The 21357-nt window shown below is 59.0% G+C and carries 21 protein-coding genes and 1 pseudogene; 7 read left to right on the plus strand and 15 right to left on the minus strand.

Features of this window, described 5'->3' with window-relative positions; translation table 11 throughout:
• Positions 1 to 69 precede the first annotated feature (69 nt).
• Positions 70 to 1224 carry an adenosyl-hopene transferase HpnH gene (hpnH, locus tag PQR54_RS13520; protein WP_408246374.1) on the minus strand — a complete coding sequence of 385 codons (1155 nt, stop codon included), beginning with the start codon at positions 1222 to 1224 and terminating at the stop codon, positions 70 to 72.
• Positions 1225 to 1234: 10 nt separating this feature from the next.
• On the minus strand, positions 1235 to 2179 hold the full coding sequence (ispH, locus tag PQR54_RS13525) for a 4-hydroxy-3-methylbut-2-enyl diphosphate reductase (protein WP_073429661.1): 945 nt from the start codon (positions 2177 to 2179) through the stop codon (positions 1235 to 1237).
• A 343-nt stretch (positions 2180 to 2522) separates the two neighbouring features.
• On the opposite strand from ispH, the gene hpnC reads away from it, so the two are divergent.
• Positions 2523 to 3389 carry a squalene synthase HpnC gene (gene hpnC, locus PQR54_RS13530; protein WP_408246376.1) on the plus strand — a complete coding sequence of 289 codons (867 nt, stop codon included), beginning with the start codon at positions 2523 to 2525 and terminating at the stop codon, positions 3387 to 3389.
• Positions 3389 to 4561 carry a glycosyltransferase gene (locus tag PQR54_RS13535; protein ID WP_408246378.1) on the plus strand — a complete coding sequence of 391 codons (1173 nt, stop codon included), beginning with the start codon at positions 3389 to 3391 and terminating at the stop codon, positions 4559 to 4561. The genes hpnC and PQR54_RS13535 overlap by 1 nt, the downstream gene beginning before the upstream one ends.
• A 68-nt stretch (positions 4562 to 4629) precedes the next feature.
• Here PQR54_RS13535 and PQR54_RS13540 read toward each other — a convergent pair whose 3' ends face one another.
• Positions 4630 to 5169, minus strand: coding sequence for a hypothetical protein (locus tag PQR54_RS13540; protein ID WP_408246380.1), 540 nt, complete (start codon positions 5167 to 5169; stop codon positions 4630 to 4632).
• Positions 5170 to 5306: 137 nt separating this feature from the next.
• Complete coding sequence (gene hpnA, locus PQR54_RS13545; RefSeq protein WP_408246382.1) at positions 5307 to 6317, minus strand: hopanoid-associated sugar epimerase; 1011 nt, start codon at positions 6315 to 6317, stop codon at positions 5307 to 5309.
• A gap of 165 nt (positions 6318 to 6482) precedes the next feature.
• On the opposite strand from hpnA, the gene PQR54_RS13550 reads away from it, so the two are divergent.
• Positions 6483 to 6776: an acylphosphatase gene (locus tag PQR54_RS13550; protein ID WP_012428825.1), complete on the plus strand. Its 294-nt coding sequence runs from the start codon at positions 6483 to 6485 to the stop codon at positions 6774 to 6776.
• Positions 6777 to 6902: 126 nt separating this feature from the next.
• On the opposite strand, the gene egtD is transcribed toward PQR54_RS13550, so the two are convergent.
• Positions 6903 to 7883: an L-histidine N(alpha)-methyltransferase gene (gene egtD, locus PQR54_RS13555; protein WP_408246384.1), complete on the minus strand. Its 981-nt coding sequence runs from the start codon at positions 7881 to 7883 to the stop codon at positions 6903 to 6905.
• Between the two features lie 589 nt (positions 7884 to 8472).
• On the opposite strand from egtD, the gene rarD reads away from it, so the two are divergent.
• Positions 8473 to 9369, plus strand: coding sequence for an EamA family transporter RarD (gene rarD, locus PQR54_RS13560; RefSeq protein WP_408246386.1), 897 nt, complete (start codon positions 8473 to 8475; stop codon positions 9367 to 9369).
• Between the two features lie 39 nt (positions 9370 to 9408).
• Here rarD and PQR54_RS13565 read toward each other — a convergent pair whose 3' ends face one another.
• Positions 9409 to 9948, minus strand: coding sequence for an Mpo1 family 2-hydroxy fatty acid dioxygenase (locus PQR54_RS13565; protein ID WP_408246388.1), 540 nt, complete (start codon positions 9946 to 9948; stop codon positions 9409 to 9411).
• Positions 9949 to 10039: 91 nt separating this feature from the next.
• Here PQR54_RS13565 and PQR54_RS13570 point away from each other — a divergent pair, with 91 nt between their 5' ends.
• Positions 10040 to 10753, plus strand: a complete 714-nt coding sequence (locus PQR54_RS13570) for a Crp/Fnr family transcriptional regulator (protein ID WP_408246390.1) — start codon at positions 10040 to 10042, stop codon at positions 10751 to 10753.
• A gap of 33 nt (positions 10754 to 10786) precedes the next feature.
• Here PQR54_RS13570 and PQR54_RS13575 read toward each other — a convergent pair whose 3' ends face one another.
• Positions 10787 to 11011, minus strand: a complete 225-nt coding sequence (locus PQR54_RS13575; protein ID WP_408246391.1) for a hypothetical protein — start codon at positions 11009 to 11011, stop codon at positions 10787 to 10789.
• Positions 11012 to 11308: 297 nt separating this feature from the next.
• Here PQR54_RS13575 and PQR54_RS13580 point away from each other — a divergent pair, with 297 nt between their 5' ends.
• Positions 11309 to 11842, plus strand: coding sequence for a lytic transglycosylase domain-containing protein (locus PQR54_RS13580; RefSeq protein ID WP_408246393.1), 534 nt, complete (start codon positions 11309 to 11311; stop codon positions 11840 to 11842).
• 44 nt (positions 11843 to 11886) lie between these two features.
• Here PQR54_RS13580 and PQR54_RS13585 read toward each other — a convergent pair whose 3' ends face one another.
• The 8 genes and pseudogenes from PQR54_RS13585 to gmtY all read right to left on the minus strand — a co-directional run bounded on the left by PQR54_RS13585 (position 11887) and on the right by gmtY (position 19874).
• Complete coding sequence (locus tag PQR54_RS13585) at positions 11887 to 12771, minus strand: 4-hydroxy-tetrahydrodipicolinate synthase family protein (RefSeq protein WP_408246395.1); 885 nt, start codon at positions 12769 to 12771, stop codon at positions 11887 to 11889.
• 2 nt (positions 12772 to 12773) lie between these two features.
• On the minus strand, positions 12774 to 13121 hold the full coding sequence (locus PQR54_RS13590; protein ID WP_408246397.1) for a hypothetical protein: 348 nt from the start codon (positions 13119 to 13121) through the stop codon (positions 12774 to 12776).
• 252 nt (positions 13122 to 13373) lie between these two features.
• Positions 13374 to 13745: a hypothetical protein gene (locus PQR54_RS13595; RefSeq protein WP_012428831.1), complete on the minus strand. Its 372-nt coding sequence runs from the start codon at positions 13743 to 13745 to the stop codon at positions 13374 to 13376.
• 295 nt (positions 13746 to 14040) lie between these two features.
• Positions 14041 to 14301 (minus strand): hypothetical protein, encoded by a 261-nt coding sequence (locus PQR54_RS13600; protein WP_408246399.1) that lies wholly within the window; start codon positions 14299 to 14301, stop codon positions 14041 to 14043.
• Positions 14294 to 14611 (minus strand): annotated as a pseudogene (locus PQR54_RS13605) (DNA/RNA non-specific endonuclease); the annotation flags it as partial. The pseudogene PQR54_RS13605 and the gene PQR54_RS13600, both read right to left, overlap by 8 nt.
• Before the next feature lie 85 nt (positions 14612 to 14696).
• The gene (gmtX, locus tag PQR54_RS13610) at positions 14697 to 15359 is read right to left on the minus strand and encodes a gamma-mobile-trio protein GmtX (RefSeq protein WP_408246401.1); all 663 of its coding nucleotides are present in this window, start codon (positions 15357 to 15359) and stop codon (positions 14697 to 14699) included.
• Between the two features lie 10 nt (positions 15360 to 15369).
• Positions 15370 to 18441, minus strand: coding sequence for a gamma-mobile-trio integrase GmtZ (gmtZ, locus tag PQR54_RS13615; protein WP_408246403.1), 3072 nt, complete (start codon positions 18439 to 18441; stop codon positions 15370 to 15372).
• Between the two features lie 5 nt (positions 18442 to 18446).
• Positions 18447 to 19874, minus strand: coding sequence for a gamma-mobile-trio recombinase GmtY (gene gmtY / locus PQR54_RS13620; RefSeq protein WP_408246405.1), 1428 nt, complete (start codon positions 19872 to 19874; stop codon positions 18447 to 18449).
• Between the two features lie 441 nt (positions 19875 to 20315).
• Between gmtY and PQR54_RS13625 the strand changes: the two genes are divergently transcribed.
• Positions 20316 to 20906 carry a phospholipase D family nuclease gene (locus PQR54_RS13625; RefSeq protein WP_408246407.1) on the plus strand — a complete coding sequence of 197 codons (591 nt, stop codon included), beginning with the start codon at positions 20316 to 20318 and terminating at the stop codon, positions 20904 to 20906.
• The last annotated feature ends 451 nt before the right edge of the window (positions 20907 to 21357 follow it).

Below are 21357 nucleotides of genomic sequence, written 5' to 3' on the forward strand. Positions count from 1 at the left end.
TGGCTGGATGGCCACCGCGCTTTTTTGCATACAGGTTGAAGGGCGCCGCGAGGCCGCCCGTTCGACCGCTCAGGTTGCAGCCGTCGCCGTCTGCACTTTCTTGCCCTTGCCCGACACCTTGATCTCTTCCAGCTTGATCTCGACGTGGCGGGAGAAGACATACTCGGCAGGACGTTGCTTATCCAAAGGAATGTCCTTCGTGAAAGCGCCCGACGTCTTCGGACCGCGCAGGCTGACCTTCAGTGCCTTCAGCGGATGCGTGACCGTATCCATCACGGCGGTCGCTTCGAAACCGCAGTGCACCATGCAGTCCGCGCACTTCTCGTAGTTACCCGTGCCGTATTTTTCCCACTCCGTGGTTTCCATCAGTTCCTTGAAGGTCTTCACGTAACCTTCGCCGACCAGATAGCACGGCTTTTGCCAGCCGAACACGGTACGCGCGGGGTTGCCCCACGGCGTGCATTCGTACGTCTGATTGCCGGCCAGGAAGTCGAGGAACATGCTCGACTGACTGAACGACCAGTTCTTGCCGTTGTTGCCGCGCTTGAAAATTTCGCGGAACAGGTGCTTGGTTTTGTCGCGGTTCAGGAAGTGCTGCTGATCCGGCGCGCGTTCGTACGCGTAACCCGGCGAGACGGTGATGCCGTCCACGCCCATCGGGCCCAGCGTGTCGAAGAACGCAGCGACGCGTTCCGGCACGGCGTCGTTGAACAACGTGCAGTTGATGTTCACGCGGAAACCGCGGCGCTTCGCTTCCTTGATGGCCGCGACAGCCTTGTCGTACACGCCTTCCTGCGACACCGAGTGATCGTGCGCCTGCTGATCGCCGTCGAGGTGAACCGACCAGACGAAGTACGGATTCGGCTCGTAGTCGTCCATCTTCTTTTCCATCAGCAGCGCGTTCGTGCACAGGTACACGAACTTCTTGCGCGCCATGATGCCCTTCACGATCTGCGGCATTTCCTTGTGCAGCAGCGGTTCGCCGCCTGCGATCGAGACCACCGGCGCATTGCATTCGTCGACGGCTTCAAGGCATTCTTGCAGCGACAGACGCTGATTCAAGATGGGATCCGGATAATCGATCTTGCCGCAGCCATTGCAGGCGAGGTTGCAGCGGAACAGCGGCTCCAGCATCAGGGCGAGCGGGTAGCGTTTGTTACCGGACAGATGCTGACGCATGATGTATGCGCCGACCCGGACTTTCTGTAGCAGCGGAATAGACAAGACGTCCTCCTTAAACTTCGCGTGCAGCGAGTGGTTGCATCAGCTTCGATGGCAACTTGAATTCGACCTTTTCTTCACGGCCCGCCATCGTCGTGACATCGACAGGCCCCAATGCGCTCAGCGCATCGATTACGTTCTTGACCATCTCTTCCGGCGCCGAAGCACCGGCCGTGATGCCGACGGTCTGCACGTTCGCAAACCATTCCGGCTTCACTTCCGAACCGTCGGCGACGAGATAGCTCGCCACGCCGCTTTCGCTGCCGATCTCGCGCAGCCGGTTCGAGTTCGAACTATTGGTTGCGCCCACCACCAGCAGCACGTCGACCTGTTTGCTCAACTCGCGCACGGCGGCCTGGCGGTTTTGCGTGGCGTAGCAGATGTCGCGTGTATCAGGACCGACGATGTCGGTGAAGCGGCGCAGCAGCGCGTCGATAATGCCACGCGTGTCATCCACCGACAGCGTGGTCTGCGTGACATAAGCGAGCGGCGTGTCGAGCGGCAGGTCCAGATGCGCGACTTCGGCCTCGCTCTGCACCAGCAGCACTTTGCCTGGAATCTGGCCGATCGTGCCTTCCACTTCCGGATGCCCGGCGTGGCCGATCAGAATCAGCGTGCGGCCGGCACCGACGTACTGGCGGCCCTGCACATGCACTTTGGTGACCAGCGGGCAGGTCGCGTCGAGCACGTCGAGACCTCGTGCTTCCGCGTCGCGCTCAACGGTCTGAGCAACACCGTGCGCGCTGAAAATCGCCACGGCGCCTTGCGGCACTTCATCGAGTTCCTCGACGAAGCGCGCGCCTTTCTGGCGCAGATTGTCGACCACGTGCCGATTGTGAACAATCTCGTGGCGGACATACACGGGTGCGCCGTGTTGCTGTAACGCGCGATCGACGATCTCGATGGCGCGAACAACACCCGCACAAAAGCCGCGGGGTTGAGCAAGGATGACTCGCATAAGTTGGCGAACTCCGACTGACGCGGGTTTCGAAGAAGTCGGTAAATCTGACTTTATCGCCGCGATCATCTAATTAGTTGACGTCTTGAGCCCCGGCGACGTGCCGGTACAGCAAAACCAAACGCGCATTCTAACGCTATCAGCCGGGCTTTGCTTTGGCGCCGCCCGGCGGGTGTTGGTCAGGCGCCGCAGCAGCCGAACGGTGCCCGGCGCGGCAAGCAACGAGTACGGCAATGCGGATGCGGTAATGATTGCACGCTGCAGCGGTTTGACGGAACCCTTAAACTACGTAGTCCCGCGGCGCCAGGCGCCCGCATTACAAAAGGGTTTCGAGGCTCGCTGGATGGACGTCGATCAATACGAAAACTTTCCGGTCGCGAGCGTGTTGCTGCCCAAGGCGCTGCGCGCGCCCATCGGCATAATCTATCAGGTTGTCCGCACGGCGGGCGACATTGCCGACGAAGGCGACTGGAGCGCAACCGAGCGCCACGCCCGTCTCGCCGACTTCCGCGCCGGCCTCGACGCGGTAGCGGAGCGGCGCGCGGCGCCGGTCCATCCGCTTCTGTTCGGCAAGCTCGCCGGCGTGGTTGCCCAGTATAAACTGCCGCTCGCGCCGTTCTACGATCTGCTTCACGCGTGCGGCCAGGACATCGACATCAATCGGTACGCCGACCGCGCCGCGCTGCTCGACTATTGCCGGCACTCGGCCAATCCGCTCGGGCATCTGATGCTGCATCTGATCGGCGCGGCCACGCCGGAGAATCTTGCCGACGCCGACGCGATCTGCACGGCGTCGCAGTTGATCAGCTTCTGGCTGGACGTCTCCGCCGACTGGAAAAAGGACCGTGTGTACCTGCCGCTCGCCGATATGCGGCGCTTCAACGTGACCGAGGCCCACATCGCCAACGGCGTCGCCGATCACGACTGGCAAGCACTCATGGCGCACGAAGTGTCGTTCGTGCGTGAGATGCTGGTGCGCGGCGCGCCGCTCGCGTTGCGAATTCCGGGGCGGCTGGGCATCGAGTTGTGCGGTGCCGTTCACGGCGGCCTGCGCTTTCTCGAACGCATCGAGAACGCGGGCTACGACGTGTTTCACGAGCGGCCGGTGCTCAATACGTTTGACTGGTGCGTGGTCGCGGCCCGCACGGTGGTGATGTGGCTGTCGCGTCGCGTCGGCGGGCAAGCGCGTTCAATCGAGGGTAATGCTTAATGGCGGTGGTTCTGTTTCTTCTGTCGTGTCTCTCCTTGCTGATCTGGTGTGTGCTGCTGTTCGCGCGCGGTGGTTTCTGGCGCGCGCGTCCCGCCGCGCCGCTGACCATCGCGCCGCGCGCAACGTGGCCCGTCGTGGCCGCCGTGGTGCCGGCCCGCAATGAAGTCGACGTGATCGCCGAGGCGGTCACCACGCTGCTTCAGCAGGACTATGCAGGCGAATTCCACGTGATCGTCGTCGACGACCACAGCACGGACGGCACCGCCGACGCCGCTCGCGCGGCCGCTTTGCAGTTGCAATGCCCGGACCGTCTGACCGTGTTGAGCGCGAAGCCGCTGCCGCCGGGCTGGTCGGGCAAGGTGTGGGCGCAGTCGCAAGGTATCGAGGCCGTGCGCACGCTCGGCTTGTCCGCGGATTTCCTTCTGCTGACCGACGCCGACATCGGCCATCCCGCCGATGCAGTCGCGCAACTCGTCGCGCGCGCGGACGCGGAACAGCGCGATCTCGTCTCGCTGATGGTGCGTTTGCGCTGCGATTCGTTCTGGGAAAAGGCGCTGATTCCCGCTTTCGTGTTCTTCTTCGCCAAGCTGTATCCGTTCTCGTGGGTCAACAACCCGCGCAATCGCACGGCGGCGGCCGCGGGCGGCTGCATGCTGGTGCGCCGTAGCGCGCTGGAAGAAGCGGGCGGTATCGAGTCGATCCGCGCCGAGTTGATCGACGACTGCAGCCTCGCCGCGCGCATCAAGCATCGCGGCGCGGGGCGTCATCCGATCCGGCTGGATGTGGCGGCGCGCAGCGTGTCGCTGCGTCCGTACGACAGCTGGCGTGAGATCTGGAACATGATCGCGCGCACGGCCTTCACACAGTTGCGCTACTCGCCGCTGCTGTTGGCGGGCACGCTGGCCGGCATGACGATCATTTACCTGATGCCGCCGGTCGCCGCGCTAGTGCTCGGTCCGACGGGTTGGCCGGCATGGCTCGCGTGGGCGGCCATGTGCTGCGCTTATGCGCCGATGCTTAGCTATTACCGCCGCTCGCCATTGTGGGCGCCGTTTCTGCCGCTGATCGCGTTGTTCTATGTCGGCGCGACGTTCGCGTCGGCGGTGCGCTACTGGCGCGGCAAGGGCGGACAGTGGAAGGCGCGGGTTCAGGCGCCGGTGCAGGAACGCTGAAGCAACACGCTGGAGCGCGGTCAGAAATCGCGGTGGAATGCAAAAGCGGCGCTTAGGCGCCGCTTTTTTTACTTGGTGAGCATCATGTAAAGCTGGATCACCATATCGGGCGAGAACGTGAACGGCACCCAGCCGTGGCCGGTGTGGCGCATGACCAGCAAACGGTCGCCATTCGACTGCTTCTGCACCGCCATGACCGGATTCTTGGTGGACACGAAGCGCCAGCCCGGCGGAATGCCCGGCGGCGGTTCTGGCGTCATCGACGCGCGCGCGTTCGACAGTTCCTCGATCAATTGGCCGATCTGCTCCGCGCGCAGCGCGACGGTCTGGCCGCCGATCGTCATGGTGATCTCGTTCTGCGCGGGGCGATTGATTTCGAGCGTGGGCTGACGCTGCGGAGCCGGAGCCTCGCCTTCGACAACGGCCGCCTCGGTCTCAGCCGCTTGAGCATTGGATTCGGACGCGACCTGATCCGCTGACGCCGGCGCGTGCGGCGCAACGTTCTCTGCGGGTGTCTCGGGGATGTTTTCGGCCTGCGGGGCCACGACAGCCTGAATGAGCTGATCGACGCCCATTTCCAGTGCGCCGAGCTGTTCGTGAAGATTCATGCGAGGTTTCTCTGGTAAGACCCACGATTTTAACTGCTGCGCGTAGGCTTTTACCTTTCGCTAACACAGTGACGTTGTAACAAAATGCTTGCAGCCCAGCCGGACCGCCGGACACAGGCCGCTTATTCAAGCAAAGATCACCGCTTCAGATAGCCCGCTTGCCGGAACCAGTCGAGTGCGTCGCTCAAGCCCTCGCGATAGGGCCGCGCGCGATAGCCGAGCTCGCGTTCCGCTTTCGCCGACGTGAAGTACATCTTGTTCTTCGACATTTTCAAGCCGTCGACGGTGACGAACGGTTCGCGTTTCGTGATCTTGGCGACGGCTTCGGCGCCCATGGCCAGCGGATAGAGCGGCCAGCGCGGCAGGCTCAGCGTCGGCGCCTTGCGGCCGGTCAGCGCCGCGATATCCGCGAGCATCTGTTGAAGCGGCAGATTTTCGCCGCCGAGAATATAGCGCTCGCCGATCTTGCCGCGTTCGAGCGCGAGGAAATGGCCGGCCGCGACGTCATCCACGTGCACGAGATTCAGGCCAGTATCGACGAACGCCGGAATCTTGCCGAGTGCCGCTTCCACGATGATGCGCCCGGTCGGCGTCGGCTTGACGTCGCGCGGTCCGATCGGCGTGGACGGATTGACGATCACCGCCGGCAAGCCGTCTTCGGCGATCATCCGCTCCACCGCGCGCTCGGCCAGCACCTTGCTGCGCTTGTACACGCCGATCGCCTGATCGGCTTTGAGCGGCGAGGTTTCGTCGGCGGACTGGCCGGAACTGGTGACTTTCAGCGTGGCCACACTGCTCGTGTAGACAATGCGCTCGACGCCTTCCTTCAACGCCGCGCGCATGGTCGCCTCGGTGCCTTCGAGGTTCGAGCGCTCGATCTCGCTCGGGTCAGGCGCCCACAGCCGATAGTCGGCGGCCACGTGCAGCAGATAGCGCACGCCGCGAAGTGCATTGCGCATCGACGCTTCGTCGCGCATATCGCCAATTACAATTTCCGCGTCCAGCGACTCGACGTTCTGACGCGGACTCGTGGCGCGCACCAGCACGCGCACCTTGAAACCCTTCTGTTGCGCGATGCGCGCCACCGACGAGCCGACAAAGCCGGAAGCGCCGGTCACGAGCACGAGATCGCGATTCTGTTCGGTCATTCTGTTTCCATTCCCTGCATGACAGTCGACGGATTGTACGTGGCGCGCGCGCCGTGTGTCGCGTCGGCGGTCCCATGCGAACAATCAGATGCACGCTTTGCCGAGCAAGCTCGCCGCGACCCGACTAGAATGCCCGCTTGAAAGATTGTGAAGAGAGAGGACGGCATGGCCCCGGATCTGGATCAGCGGATCGAAACGTATTACGTGCGCGTGCGCGGCACCGTGCAGGGCGTTGGCTTTCGCCACGCGACCGTGCGGCAGGCTCACGCGCTCGGTATCAAGGGATGGGTGGCGAATCTCGACGACGGTTCCGTCGAGGCGATGTTGCAGGGCTCGGCCAACCAGGTCGACCGGATGCTGTCGTGGCTGCGTCACGGGCCGCCGGCGGCGCGCGTGACCGAAGTGGCCGGCGAAGAGCGCGCCACCGAAAAGCGCTACGAACGTTTCGAGCAGCACTGAGCGGCTGCACGTAGAACGCGCTAATCAGGCAAAACAAAGGCGGCGCGCCATCATGCGCGATGGTGCGCCGCCTTGCCGTGTTTGCGTGGCCTTTCTTCAGTCAGCGGCCCGCCACGCTCATTGCGCTCATCGCGCCACGAGCAGGCTCTCCGCAAAGCCCCACTCGTCTTCAATCCATTGATGGCTGCACACGAAGCCGGCGTCGTCGGCAATCGCGGGCATCTCTTCCGCGCGATATTTGTGGCTGCTCTCGGTCCAGATCGTTTCGCCCGCCTTGAGCGACACCGTCAATTGCGCCGCACCGACGCGCGCGGTGATATCGCGCTTCGCCCGCAGATGCATTTCGATGCTGCGCGCGTCCGGGTTGAAGCGCGCGACGTGCTCGAACGCCTCGAGCGGAAAGTCGCCGTCGAGTTCGCGATTGATCCGCGCCAGCAGGTTCAGATTGAACGACGCAGTGACGCCGATCGAATCGTCGTAGGCGGCGACCAGGACGGGCGTCGGCTTGATCAGGTCCGTGCCGAGCAGCAACGCGTCGCCGGGAGCGAGCATGTTGCGGATATCGCGCAGGAAACGCGTTGCCGCGAGTCTGCCGAAATTACCGATCGTACTGCCAAGGAACAGTACGAGTAACCGCTCGTCGGCCGCGCGCTCCTTGCTCACTTCAGCGAGGCCAGCCAGGTAATCGCGTTCATACCCAACAATCGAGATGCGCTCGATGTCGCCGAGTTCGCGTCTGCACAACTGCAAAGCGCTGCGCGAAATTTCAATCGGGCAGTAAGAAGTGGGGCGCTTTTTACACAGCGCTTCCAGAATGCGCCGTGTTTTACGGCCGCTGCCGCTGCCGAGTTCGGCGACCGTCACGTCGTGCGGCAAGTGCGCGACGATGTCCGCGGCATGTCTGGTCAGCAGACGTTCTTCGGCGCGCGTCACGCCGTATTCGGGCAACACGGTGATCACTTCGAACAGCGCGGAGCCCACTTCGTCATACAGATACTTCGACGGCAGCTCTTTCTGCGGCGTATGGGTGAGGCCTGCGCGAACGTCGGCGGCAAAGGCGGAGCGTAGGTCGGGCGATGCGTCGTGCGATAGGGCTGGCTGGGTCATGCTGGCTCCAGTAGTCACATTCGATGAGCGGGATTGCTGCCGGGCGTCGGCACGCGCGATGAAACGCAGTTGAGGCGTGCCGTGGGAAGAAGGGCGGGCTCGGTCCGTTGGACTGCCATCGCCGGCCCGGCTCATGGATGCTGCACATGCTGTCCCCGCGGGGGACTTCCCGGGGGCGTTGCGAACGGTAATGCAAGCAGCGTCGCAAGACTGGTTAGCAAGATTCGCGCTTGAGCCGCTTGGCGCGAGACGATATGCCGCGTTGCCGATGAGAAGTCCGGCGATGTTGGCCGCACGTGAAGTTATGTTCTAGTCCATCGAAGTGTGATGCGCACGGAATAAATTGCAGCTGATTGATGACTGCCCGCAGACGCATGCGGAGGCGCGAACGGATAGCCCGTTTAGAATGCCACCTTCGTATCGCTTACCGAAGCAAAAGACGCAGGGGCCGATGCGCACTGCCCGCTTGTGAGATTCCACTTCCAATGACAACAACGAATGCCGGGCGGCTGAATGCTGCACTGCAAACAAAACTGCCCGCGCACGCGCCGGTATCGTTTGCCGAAGCGCCTGGCGAACGGGTCGCTCGATGAACCAGTATGACCTAAAGCGGGGGATCGCGTTGTCGGTGTGCGCGACCACCACGTTTGCATTACTGTCCGCTTACGCGACGCTGCTCGCGCCGCTTAGCGGCCTGGACATTTTCGCCTGGCGCGTCGTCTGGACTGTGCCGGGTGCATTGCTGCTGGTGGCGTTGAGAAAGCGCCTGCCCATTCTGCGGCAGCTTCTTTACCGCATGGTGACTGTGCCAAAACTCGGCATGGCGATGATCGCGAGCGCGGCGTTGCTCGGCGCGCAACTGTGGGTGTTTCTGTGGGCGCCGCTACATGGCCGGATGCTCGAAGTCTCGCTCGGCTATTTCCTGATGCCGCTGACTATGGTGCTTGTCGGGCGCTTTTATTATCACGAGCGTCTGGACGGTTTGCAGTGGCTGGCCGTTGCGTGCGCGGCGGTGGGCGTCGGCCATGAACTGTGGGTGACGGGCGCATTTTCGTGGCCGACCTTGCTGGTCTCGCTCGGCTATCCGCCGTATTTCGTTTTGCGTCGCAAGATCAATCACGACTCGCTCGCGATGTTCACCGTGGAAATGGCGCTGCTGTTGCCGCCGGCCATCGCGCTGGTTTTCAACGGTGGCTCGCTGGCGATGATCGCCGGCCATCCTGGCCGGTGGTGGTTACTGTTGCCGGGTCTCGGCGCGCTGAGCACCATTGCGCTCGCGTCGTATCTCAAGGCGAGCCGATTGTTGCCGGTCGCGTTGTTCGGCATTCTCGGCTACGTCGAGCCTGTGTTGCTGGTGCTGATCTCGATCACGTTGCTCGGTGAAACGCTGAGCGTCGCACAGTTGGCGACCTACGTCCCCATCTGGATCGCAGTCGCGCTGACGGCATTGCATAGCGTGCGGCTCGTTCGTCTTGCACCAGACTGAGTCGCATCGAACAGGCAGTCGATGAAGCGGCGGCGTGCTTCAGCGATGCGCGGCCGTACGGTCCGCATTGATACGCGTCGGACCGACCTGCGCCTCGATCGCTGCGCGCAGCGCGGGCCGCCAGCCGAAGCCGAACAACGCTTCGGCCAGCACGAACAGCGGTCCGATCAGCAGGCCGATCACATCATCCACAAAGGCCGGCTTGCGGTGTTCGTAGGCAACGTGTCCGACGAACTGAAACACCCAGCCGACCAGAAAGAGCCCGACGCCGATCACGAGCCACGCGAAAGTGGATTGCGTGGCTGTCCACTGACCGAACGCGACGCAGAGCGCGGACACGAATGCCATCATCACGCCGAGCGGCACGTCGAGCACGAGGTAATACAGCGTGGCCGCGACGAATAACACCCACGCGGGAGATAGCGTCAGCGGCCAGGCGCCGACAGCAAAAGCAGGCCGGCTCAACAACACCGCCAGGGCCAGCACGATCATCGGAATGCCGATGAAATGCGTGGCGATATTGCGCCGGTCACGATGGTAGGCCGCATATTGCGTAAGCTGTTGCGTCAGCGTTCTCATGGATGCCGCTCCTCTTTCAAAGTCAGCATAATCGCGGGCAGCAGAATTTGAAACCATCGGGTAGCCGACAATCGGGCACGAGTGCCATTCTATGACTGCGAGTTTTCCATCGAATGAGCTTGCCGCGCTGCTTGGATGCAGCGCGTGGTTTCGCTCGGCGCCGGCCGCCATGCAGGCGCAGTTGATCGAAGCGGGGCGTGTCGAACGGCTTGCTGCCGGTCAGCGGCTCTTCACGCGCGGTGATTCCGACGACGGCCTCTACTGCGTGCTCGATGGCCTGGTGAGAATAGGCGCGGCCAGTTCGGCGGGCAAGGAGGCTTTGCTTGCCGTCATCGAGCCGGTGAACTGGTTCGGCGAGATCGCGCTGTTCGACAACCGGCCGCGAACTCACGACGCGTATGCCGAACGCGATTCCGAGCTGTTTCATGTGCCGCGCGCCGCACTCGCCGCGCTACTCGAACGCACGCCCGCTTATTGGCATCTGTTCGGTTTGCTGTTGACGCAAAAGCTGCGTCTTGCTTTCGACGCGATCGAAGAAGCCGCTTTGCTGCCCGCAGCGCAGCGCGTGGCGCGCCGCTTGTTACTGATGGCAGGCGGCTACGGCGAGCCCGGTGCACTGCGGCGCGTGCTCAGAGTCCCGCAAGAAGATCTCGCGATGATGCTGGCGCTGTCCCGGCAAACGATCAATCAGGTGCTGAAGCAGTTTGAAACGCAAGGCGCGCTGAAGCTCGGTTATGCGGAAATCGAAATTGCCGATGTGCAGAAGCTGGCTGCATTGGCTGAGTTGAATCCCGCAGCGGACTGATTGCGGTGCTTTTGCTATTTACCGTTCGCCTGCTTACGAGAAGAATGCGAACGGCAGCGTGGCGGCGAGATAAACCGCGATGCCCATCGACGGCAAGCCCACCGCAATAGCGATCGCTGCAACGGCGCTGCTCGCAACGGTCAGCGCAAGCGTGCGCCGACGAGCCGTTTTCCGCCCGGCGAGCGATGCGCGCTGCAGGGTGTCGCGGGTGTCGTCAAGCGATAGGGCGGCGTGCTGGCGAATGTTCAGACTGGACATGATGACTTTCCATTGATCGGTCATTGGAGTCTGACATTTCCGCCATATCGAACGGCTCAATAACGCGTCGCCCGGCGCAAAAGAAATGTATACGGCCGCCGCAATCCACTACGCGGCTCTGGAATCTTTATAAGCATTTTACGGCGCGCCCCTGTTTCTTTTGCGATTCGCTACATCCAGCCCGGTAAGGTCGAGACACCCCGGTCAGGAAGCGAAAATATGCATGGAAATAGCATTCTGGATGGTGTGCCAGTACAACGAAAAGCTGGCCTCTTTCCGGCCTTCAGCTTGACGATCATGCTTGCAGCGATCTTCGTCTCATTCCCCGTTGCCGCGCATGCCGCTGACGCGCTGTCGGTTGCACAGGCACCCATCGTCGCGAGCGACGCGGCTTCAGACAACAGCTTGCCGGCGCTCAGCAATATCACCGCCGTGCTGCGCGCGCAATTTCGCGTGGCGCCGATGGAATCGCTGAAGATTGCGCGCGCAGTGTTGATCGAAGCCGATCGCCACGCGATCTCGCCCGTCTTGCTGCTTGCGGTAATGGCGGTTGAATCGAGCTTCGATCGCAATGCGGTTAGCGTCGCGGGCGCACGAGGGCTCATGCAGGTTCTGCCCGCCGCGCATCCGCAATTGATCGCGACCGCGACCGATCTATCCGATCCGGCAATCAACGTGCGAATCGGCTCGACCATTCTGCGCCGCTACCTCGACGAAAGCGGCGGCGATCTCGATGCCGCATTGCTTCGCTACAGCGGCGGCGGACGCGGCTACGCGCGACGTGTCGTGTTGAATATGCAGCGTTTCGACGCAAGCTTGCGCCGCGAATGAAGTCTTCATTCGCGGCGCAGTAAGAAGAGATCGAACAGGATGGGCTAGTTCATCACGCCGGCAAACTCGGCGCGCAGATCTTGCAGCCGGTCGCGCGCGGTGCTCAGACGCTCGACGAGTTGCGCCGAAGCACGCGAGATCGGCATGCGTGTTTCGTCGCTGAGCGAATGATCGAAGGCCAGCATGGCTTTGATTGCGGACGGATTCGGCGCGGCGAACAGGAGTCGCAACACCGGCAGCAAGCTGGCGAACAGATTGCGCGCGTCCACGTCGCGTTCAGCACCCAGCAGGTCCTGGTACGCGACCAGCAGATCCGCGCAGACGTGCGCACTCGCGAGAATGCCGCCGGTTCCGCCATGACGCAGACAATCGTCCAAGGCTTCATCCGTGCCGCACAGGACGTTGATCGGCAGGTCGCTCAACTTGTCGAAATGCTCTTTCACGCACTCCTTGATCGCGACAATGTTGCCGCACTCGACGAGCCGCGCGACGGTATCCGGCGCGATCGTCACGCCGGTTCGGTGCGGCACGTCATACAGGACGATGGGACGCTCGGTCGCGAGCGCGGCCTGCTCGAAGTGCCACTGCACACCTGCCTGATCCGGACACACGTATGACGGCGCGGAGACCAGATAGCCCGCGCACTCCCAGCGCTCGTAGCGCTGGATATCGCGCAACACGTCGCGTGTATTAGATCCGCCGACGCCGATCAGCATCGGCAGACGGGAGCCGGTCACTTCGGTCAGCGCCTGCAAGACGGTAATGCGCTCGGCTTCCTGTAGCAAAGCGGCTTCGCCCGTCGTGCTCAACGCAACGATGCCGCTGATCTCCGTGCGCAAATAGTATTCCGCGAGACGCTGCAATGAATCGAGATCGACTTCGCCGTTACGCAGCGGCGTAACGATGGGCAACCAGATACCTGAGAACATGATTAGCGCGCCTTCGCATTTGCAGCCACGCTGCGGCGCCTTAACGGTCCGATCGTCGCGGCGGGAAGTGTCGAAATCAACGTGTGCAGTGTGAAGTCGAGGTCGTCGGGGGCGATGTCGAGTTGCACGCGGATTTCCTGGCGAACCGCCTGCGTGGCGACGACATAAACACCGAGAGGAGAATGAAGCAGGGCGCGAAGCTGGGTGCCTGGAAGTTCGTACGGCCGATGAGGCAGCGTTATCTGCAAGCGGACGCGTGCCGCGGGGAAAGGAATGACGTTGTTGCGTTGAACGTGCGACTCGTTGACCGGCTGAGTGGCGAAACTGTCGATTGATTGTGTGAGAGCCATGTGATGCGGCGTTCGTCGACGCCATGGTTGATCAAGACAGTTCGAGATTAGACGTCCGCGGGTAAACGCGGTGCAAAAATTGGGGTGTGCGTTGGAAAAATCATACGAGGTTGCCTGAAGCGGACACACTCGACGCGATACGAGCCGCGCATAAAAAAAGGCGAGTCATATGACTCGCCCTCCCTGAACGGCACAGTTCGGCTTCGATTACTTACGCATGCCTGGCCGGTGCGTGCCGAAACCGATCACGTGTTATTGCGTTTTTGTCGTGTCGGTCTTTGCGCCGTCGGCTTTTACCGGGGCATTGCTGGCCTCTTTCGCGCTCTCCGTTTTAGTCGTGGCGGCACTCGTTTCAGCCGCGGCCTTCTTGGTGGTCTTGTGGGCTTTTGCCGTGTGATGGGCGGAAGTCTTTTTCACGTGCGCTTTGGTCGCGGCTTTGGCCGGCGCTTTCGTTGCTGCGGCGCCGTCGTCCGTGGCGCCCGTTTGCACGGCGGTGCTCGCCTTCAGGTTCGCCTGGCCGGCGGGTTGCGTTTGCGCGGGCTGCGCGGCGGACGGTGCGGCCGTTTGAGCGAAAGCGGTCGACACGAGCAGAGCGGAAGCGAGAGCGGCGAAAAGCGTCTTCATGGTTTAACTCCTGGTTTAGCCGGTTGATTCTTGTGTCGCGGCTGAAATGTTTCAGCGCTGCCGGTTTAACGTTGACGGGAAGACAGGAGTTGACGTCGCTCTGGTGACAAAACGTAACCGCTGAAACATATTGGGGATCCCGAAGCAGTTTCGGCTACACGGGCCATGGCACGTGAACGGTGCCGGATATGGCGAATGTGCTAGCTGCGGTGATTGAGAAATGTGAAACTGCGCGCAAAAGGCGAAGGCGGCGAAAAGTCTTCGCGCCTCCGCATCGCTGTGTTGCGTCAGCGCTTCATTGAAACGGGTTCTGGACAACTCCCGGCTTCGCATCCGGTTCATCCTTGACCTTCGCGGGCAAATTGCTCTGTGCCTGCAAGCTGGCCACGATCGCATCCACCGCTTCTTTCAGTGCCAACGCCGCCTTCAATCCACGCTGGTCCTGCGTCAGTTCCAGCGTGCCGTTCAGCACGATGCGCGTCGTGCCGTTACTCACCGTCAACGCGTCGCCCTGAATGTTGAGCACGTCGTCGTCGTTCGAATAGGGTTTAAACACCTTTCAGTCCTCCCGGTCGCTGGTCTTTGAGGTCTTCCGGAATGCCCGGAAAACGGATGCCTGATGCTGCTTCGAGTTCGTGAATCGTCTTGATGTCGTAACGGTTCGTCGACACATTGTCCACCACCACGGCGAACGCGATCTTCCGCGACGGCACGTAGACCACCTTGAACAACTGCGTCGGCACGAACACGCGCTTCGGTCCGATAGTCTGCAACTGCTGGCCGTTGAAGATCGGGCCGGTGATCACATAGGTATCGTCGTACGACACCGCGATCTTGCGCACGGAGGTCTCGATGCGCGCCCAAAGGACCCCACCCCATGGATATACTAATCTTAAAAAATCAGTGTGTTAGCGCGTTATATACTGATTTCGTATAATCAAATTAGCTGTGTTAGAGGGCAGCTAGTTTGTCCATAACATCCTTGAAACCGGGGGGTAGGACCGTAACGCCTATGTCATCCGTTACGGACCCATCAGAGTTGGCGGTCCAGCCGTTCTCTGCGAAGCGCGAAGCGTCGAAGCTCTTCTTTAGTAGCTCTATTTCGAAAGCAGACAGCCATGGCTGCGTTGCAACGGTCACTGGAGGGGGCGCCTGAACTCGTGTGTTAGGGGCGTAGACGCGCAAGGCTTTAAACGCTGACTTCAACTCGTTCACTTGGCGCTGCAGCAACTTGTTTTCTTCGACCATCTGGCGCGCCCAACTGCGCAACTGAATGTCGGGGATTCCATCAATCCAGTCGGCTTGCGCAGCGCCGCGCGGTTTAGAATCGGTGCTTTTTCCGCAGACGTCGACAGCAAACGCTGCAATAAGGCGTCTATAGTCCTTCCCGCTACTGTTTCGTAGAGATTGAGTCCGAAGGCCACCGACGCGCTCAAGTCGCGCCCCTACTTTGGCAAGCGTGTAGTCGTTTATTCCCGCGCGTCGCATATCTTGCAACACGGTCCAGAGGCGCTCCAACTCGACTTGTTTGGACTTTCTGGCAGTAGCCTGGAGCTCTCGGAACAAGCGTTCCGAATTACTTAGGTCCGCGCCTCCGGCGTCTGGGTTGGTCATTTTTTGGGTCTCATTCGATTTCAGTGTGAGGTGGCTTCCAGGAGTTTAAGCGGACACCAATCGCCTTTTCGGCAAGATGCTTAAAGTCAGTCGCTACACCAAGTCGAGACAAGGTCGTTTGCCCGAGCATCAGACGTTGACTATTGGCTCTGCCAATCTTTGCATATAGAAGCTTACTCAACTGATTCCCAGCTGCTAGTGCCTGCTGCTCATCCATCTCAAAGAAGCAGGGCGATAGCCCCTCCTTACTCAACATCGCGTCGAACGTCCTCATTCGAAGCAGGTTTGGAACTGCGGCGTCGATGCCAGGGAAAAATACGGAGGTTTGGCAAACGCGGTCTGCTAGCTCAAATTCAGTCGACTCCTCAAGAACGGCCTCAACGGTTGAGGTTCCGCCTATTGCGACAAGAGGAAATAATTCCTCTGAACTTCCAGCCTTTCCTTCTTCATGTCGCTTGCTAATCGCAAGACATTGACCTATGAGACGATACGTCGCGTGCCATGATAGCGCCTTATCATCAACTGTATGCGTGTCTTGCTCGTAGATGCCAGCCGCATGTTCGAGTTCCCGAACCTTGGATGCTGGAACCGGTTCGGCGCGCTCGCGTAGCGCGCGAATATTCGATTCCAGTCGCTCGTAGTTACCTTTACTGACCTGATATCGACGGCTTGAATCTCGGAGCTGAAACCCGACCATATCGAAATGCGCTTGTAGTCCGAGCAGGAAAGCCGGTCCAGTGATAAAAAATCGGCAACGAACGCAGTTGCTGGCGCCCCCGGGCACACTCGCGTGCTTCTTATATGCTTTTGTGTCTACGACCAGCGGACCGCCCTCGTGACAACGCGCACAGGCGACAGGACAAATCCCGTGGTCGCGCACTATCCACGTCGAAGGTGACGACTTCGCGAGCGCTTCGATTGCATCTAGGTGGCCGTACGCAGCAGCAGCAATGAGCGTTGCTTGCGCTTGACCGGAAAGCCACACGACCCACTCGTCTTGCACGCGCTTCGCGTCCGCGAAGGTCCTTTCATTCAATGTGTCGCTAATATGTGCGGGGGTGACTTTGACATAGTGCACCGCCATGGCTACCGATTTATGGTCAACGACCTTCATTATGATATGAATGGGAATGCCAGCTTCCGCAAAAGCGGTTATGTGGGTGACTCGCAGTGTGTGGAGGTCGTAGGAAGCCGCGGTTGGTATTCCTTCGTGGTTCCTTTTAACAAGACGAATAGGCTTGCCGTCTTTTCCGACTTCCCCTGAATCCTGAAGACGTTTCTCCAGTTCCGCATTGAGATTTAGCCAGAACGTGTTAATACGCATATCAGTCACGGGTTGTTCCTTGAACGGTGCGCAAGCGTCGCGAAACAAGAAGCAAGTACTCCCACGCAACGAAAGAACTTCTTTGGACTGGGCAGCGCTGATGCTGACTTCCTTTATCGATGTCCATGGGGTGGGCGCGTGGATTGGGTTGTATTTCATTTGCCAATCTCGAAGATACGCAAGGGCGTCCAAGACTTCGGGATGCTGCCATTGCATCACGTAGCCTTGCTCATTCGCGTCTTTTCCGATATCACCTGTTTTGCTTGTGTTGAAATACAGAAACGTATATATCGACCCGTCCTGGTCGATATGTTTGTAGAAGACACCACGTCTCGCTCCAGCTTTGTTTGATTTGGCTAACGGATGAACGTTCGGCCCCCAACCCTTTTCGGTCCCGTAAAACGTTTCGCGGTCAGCCTCGCCGCTGTCAAGTACACGTACCTGAAATGTCCGAGGTGGGAGCTTCAGCTTCACTAGTATGGAAATTGCTCTTACCGGGGACCAAACTTGCTCCTGTTGCTTAGTTTTTGCATTCCAAACATTTATGTAGTCGCCCCCTTTGCGATTCCAACGTGAAACTCCGTATTCACGTGCCCACTGAAAGTTGTTTTCCGTTAATAGCTCTGCCAGCCTACGAACCAAAGGCATTGGCATTGGGTCGCGCGGTGTTTCATTAGGGCGTTTGCGCTTCTCTTGATTCTCTGTAATGGGATTTTCATAGCCGGGTAATGTTGCCTTCTTTCCGTACTCGTCCTCGTAGACGCAGATATTGTCCAGAACCCACTCAAAGATATCCCGAGCCCGCTCCTTTTTCCTGAAGCTATCAAATTCCAATGGGATGGGCGCTACGTAATTGACATGCAAAAACTCGATTGGATTTCGAGTGACGTCCCGATTTGCTATCAAGAAATCAAGAATCGTATTCCATGCGGTCCGAGCGGCTGTAAGGTTTCGGTGTTTTTCCGCCATGTATCGGCTAGCGACGTCAACCCAGCTGACAAGACTTGAGTCGATATTCAACGACCATGCAAAAGTATTGTCTGACCGTTTCGCATTCCTTACGACAGAGCCAAAATCAAGGATAGAATGAGTGACCTTTCCTTTATGCTCTCTTTTCTGTATGTTGATGATGTCTAGTACAGTGCTAGCTCGAACACCTTTGGGGACCATGTGATTGGTGAAGTAGTCGCCGCAAGCTTCTGGCACGAGGTCGCCAATACTTCGCAGGCCACCTCTGGAAAGCAAGAGCAATCGGAAGCCGCGAAGTCTGGATTCACTGCTGCCGTCGCTCTTCTGAAGTCTCGTAAACTTTGCAATCATCGAGGTTGACTCGTCGTCCCACGGGAGCGCTCCATTGAAAGTCAACTTGAATTGCTCGTTCGTAGATTGAGGAAAAATCAGGCACCCTTCAGTCCAAAGGATGACAAATAGGTCTCTAATTCTTGCACCTTCCCACGTCTTGTTAGCATCCAGAGATTGCCTTTGACGCACAATTTCCGTGATTTCTCGGGCGATATGTTCCACCGTTCCCGCCTTTTCGAGGCGCTCCACCATGGTAGTCATGAGATTGTTACGGCCACGCCTGCTTACTTGAGCCGCAAGCTGCTCAGAGAATCTTGCGAGTGCTTTCTTATACCTCTTCATTTCGAACGTTGGAGGTATCAGAAAACCGGGAGAGTCATTGAGGATAACCTCACGGTTGGTCAGATAGGACGTAATTACACGGTATGGGCTGAAATAGACGATTTGATTTTTCATGGGGGTCATCCTGCGGCAAACTCAGCGTGGAAATCGAATGTCGACACGGGCTCAGCCATGGCGCGCATAGCTTGATGGACCTCTGGAACGGTGGGCATCGTGTAGTCGTTTTGAGACTGGGGTGAGGAGTGGTGCATGCAAACCATGATTTCCTTATCTGACATTCCAACTTTCTTGAGTAAGTGACCATAGGCGTGGCGGTGCCCGTGAGAAGCGGTGCCTTCTTCCCTTGAGGGCCGGAGGCCAATCTTCCTAACGGCCCGGTTACGGCTCTTTCTAAACGCTTCAGGGGCCATTGGGTCGCCGGATTCAGTTACAAGCAAAAATGGATGATTCAGGGAGACGGGGCGCACGTGCGCGATATAGATTCGATACAGGTGCAGAAAGAGAGCAGCTGCATTGAGGGAGGACCAAACCACTTCGAAAGCGTTATACGCCGGCCTAGTGAGTAAAGAGTTTTTCCACCCAACATGGCGCTTCCCTGTCAGCAGAGTGAGGGGCGACATGTTGTAGTGGTAACGCAAGTACGCGGCGCGCGTGACGTTTGTGGGGGGGCCGCCCGGAGCATGGACTTTGCCGTCAGACGGGTGATGAACGAGAACCACCGGAATACCTGGTTTTTCTTCGGTTACGAAGACATCATCGACCCAAAGATGAAAGGGCTCGGAGACGCGCAGACCACCATAATGCAGGAGCAACGTGACCAAGATGTCGCGTATGTTCCACCGCTCCCAAATCGGAAGGGTGGCGTCGTCGACATTGGTTGCGAAACCTATGAGCAGAAGGTCCCGCATCCTTTCGCCTGGAAATTGTGATTTAGTGTTGGGAGTTGGTGGTTGCCCGCGTGGGAGCGAGTCGCGCCGCGCAAGCTTTGACTTAGTTTCCGCCTCTTTGCGCCCCACGAGATGAGAGAGCAATTGCGAAGCGGTCTTCGTGTTCCATCGGCGCCAAAATGCGATTTGCTCGGAGAGAGTGGCCGGCCGAGTGAACGGATTGATGGCAATAGCCTCGTACTTGTCCGCAAGCCAATCGCTCACAGTGCAAACGCTGTGGAGCAATTTGCGCGTACGACGAATAGAGCGCGGGTACCACCAAAGGCTCGTAGGGTCGTCACCGTCGCGAACGGTACCGAATAAGACCGCACCGGCGAACGCCTGGAAAAAACCGGTTCTCGCTTCTACACCTTGGAATTCGTGACCTCTAGCAGCGATAAAGTCTACGAGCATGCCAATTCCTTGCGCGTAGACTTTTTCTCCTGAAAGCTCCATTAGATGGGCTTTGAAAAACTGCCAGATGGGCCAAACGAAATCACTGTTGGCAATGAGAAGATACTCGTGACGGCCCACACGGTCCCAGTCTTCGACCATGACCCAGACGTGATGATGTCCATGAAGGGAACGCATTGGTGCCAACCTCTTCGGCTTCGTTTGCATGGACTTATGATTGACTCAGAGCGCTGGGGCCGCTAGCTAGGGCTGTTTCGCATTCACATGCGATTCTGATAAAATTCCGATGTGCTTTTCGTTTTGTATGTTTTCCGATATAGCCGCTGTAGATATGCAAACAGCACATGTTCATAGGGATTAACGCGAAAAGTCCGTATGTAGGACCTTGGCACACAACTTGCGGAAAATAGGACTTTGCTCAGGTCTCGCGTCAAGTTGCGCAAGATGTTGCTTACGTGATACACGCGACAATGCCGGCTCTACATCGTTTTTTCTGAGGACATGAGCCAGGGCAAAACTCGGCACGGGGAAGGATTGCGCTCGACGCCCGCACCGCCTCGAACGTTTGACAGCACGAGCCATATCTATTGCCCTCACAAAAAAAGGGCTCCTCAAACATCAAGTTCCACCCTCGGTGGATAGATAAGTATGAAGCGCCGTTTCACCTTGCTTACCGCCGTCTGTTTAGCAGTGGTCGTTGCAGTCCCTTGTCTCGTTCGTCCGGTCCTTGCTAGGTACGAAGGTTTCGCCGGCCTGTTCGAAAACGAAACCCATGCCTTCTCGAAGGCGGCCAGCTACCAACTGTGCTTCGTGCCTGACGGTAAGAGTTGCCAAAGCCTAATCATTTCCGCAATTGACGGCACTCAGAAGAAGTTGCGAATTCAGGCCTACTCGTTCACGAGCACGCCTATTGCGGCCGCCGTCAAACGAGCAAAAACTCGCGGCGTAGACGTAAAGGTCATTCTCGACAAGAGCCAGGCATCGCCCAGATACGCCGTTGCAACGTACCTGCGAAATGCCGACATCAATGTCGTCATTGATACCAAGCCAGCGATAGCTCACAACAAAGTCATGATTTTCGACGACTCTGCGGTATTCACTGGCTCCTTCAACTTTACGAAGTCGGCACAGGAGCGGAACGCAGAAAATGGCATCCTCATTCAAGGCGATGCGAACATCGTGAGGTCGTATTCGGACAACTGGTCAGCGCGATACAAGGTCTCGACGCCCTATCAGTGACAAGCTGTCCCGCATGTTCCTTGAGGGCGTGCTTACTCTATGCGTTACGACAAGGTTCTATCGAGGAACTCACCAAGCGTCGTTCCGTCAACCAAGGTGTACTCGTCGGGGCTACTGTCGTAGAGAAAGTGAATCCCCTGTGTTCCAGCAAAACGCCGGCGTGCTCCGCGTCTGATTTCACTTCGCCTAGCAACACAAGACAGAGAATTGTGCCTTCGTCAACTCGTTTCGACCGATAGTGAAATAGCCGGCCAATTGCTTTGGACATGCTCCCCGCACTCGTTGTCGCCAGGACGGTCTGCGCGCAAGTCAGCCGGTCGAGCGCACGCCGCAGCCGTTCTACCATTTCGTTGGGGAGGCCGAGTTCCCGCGTGACGACCTCGACGTCGGTTGCAGCGTCTGACAGCAGAAGTTCTAGCAGGAGGCCAGAAGGTATTGCCGGGATAGGGGC

Source organism: Paraburkholderia phytofirmans, assembly GCF_046028095.1.
Classification (GTDB): Bacteria; Pseudomonadota; Gammaproteobacteria; order Burkholderiales; family Burkholderiaceae; genus Paraburkholderia; species Paraburkholderia phytofirmans_A.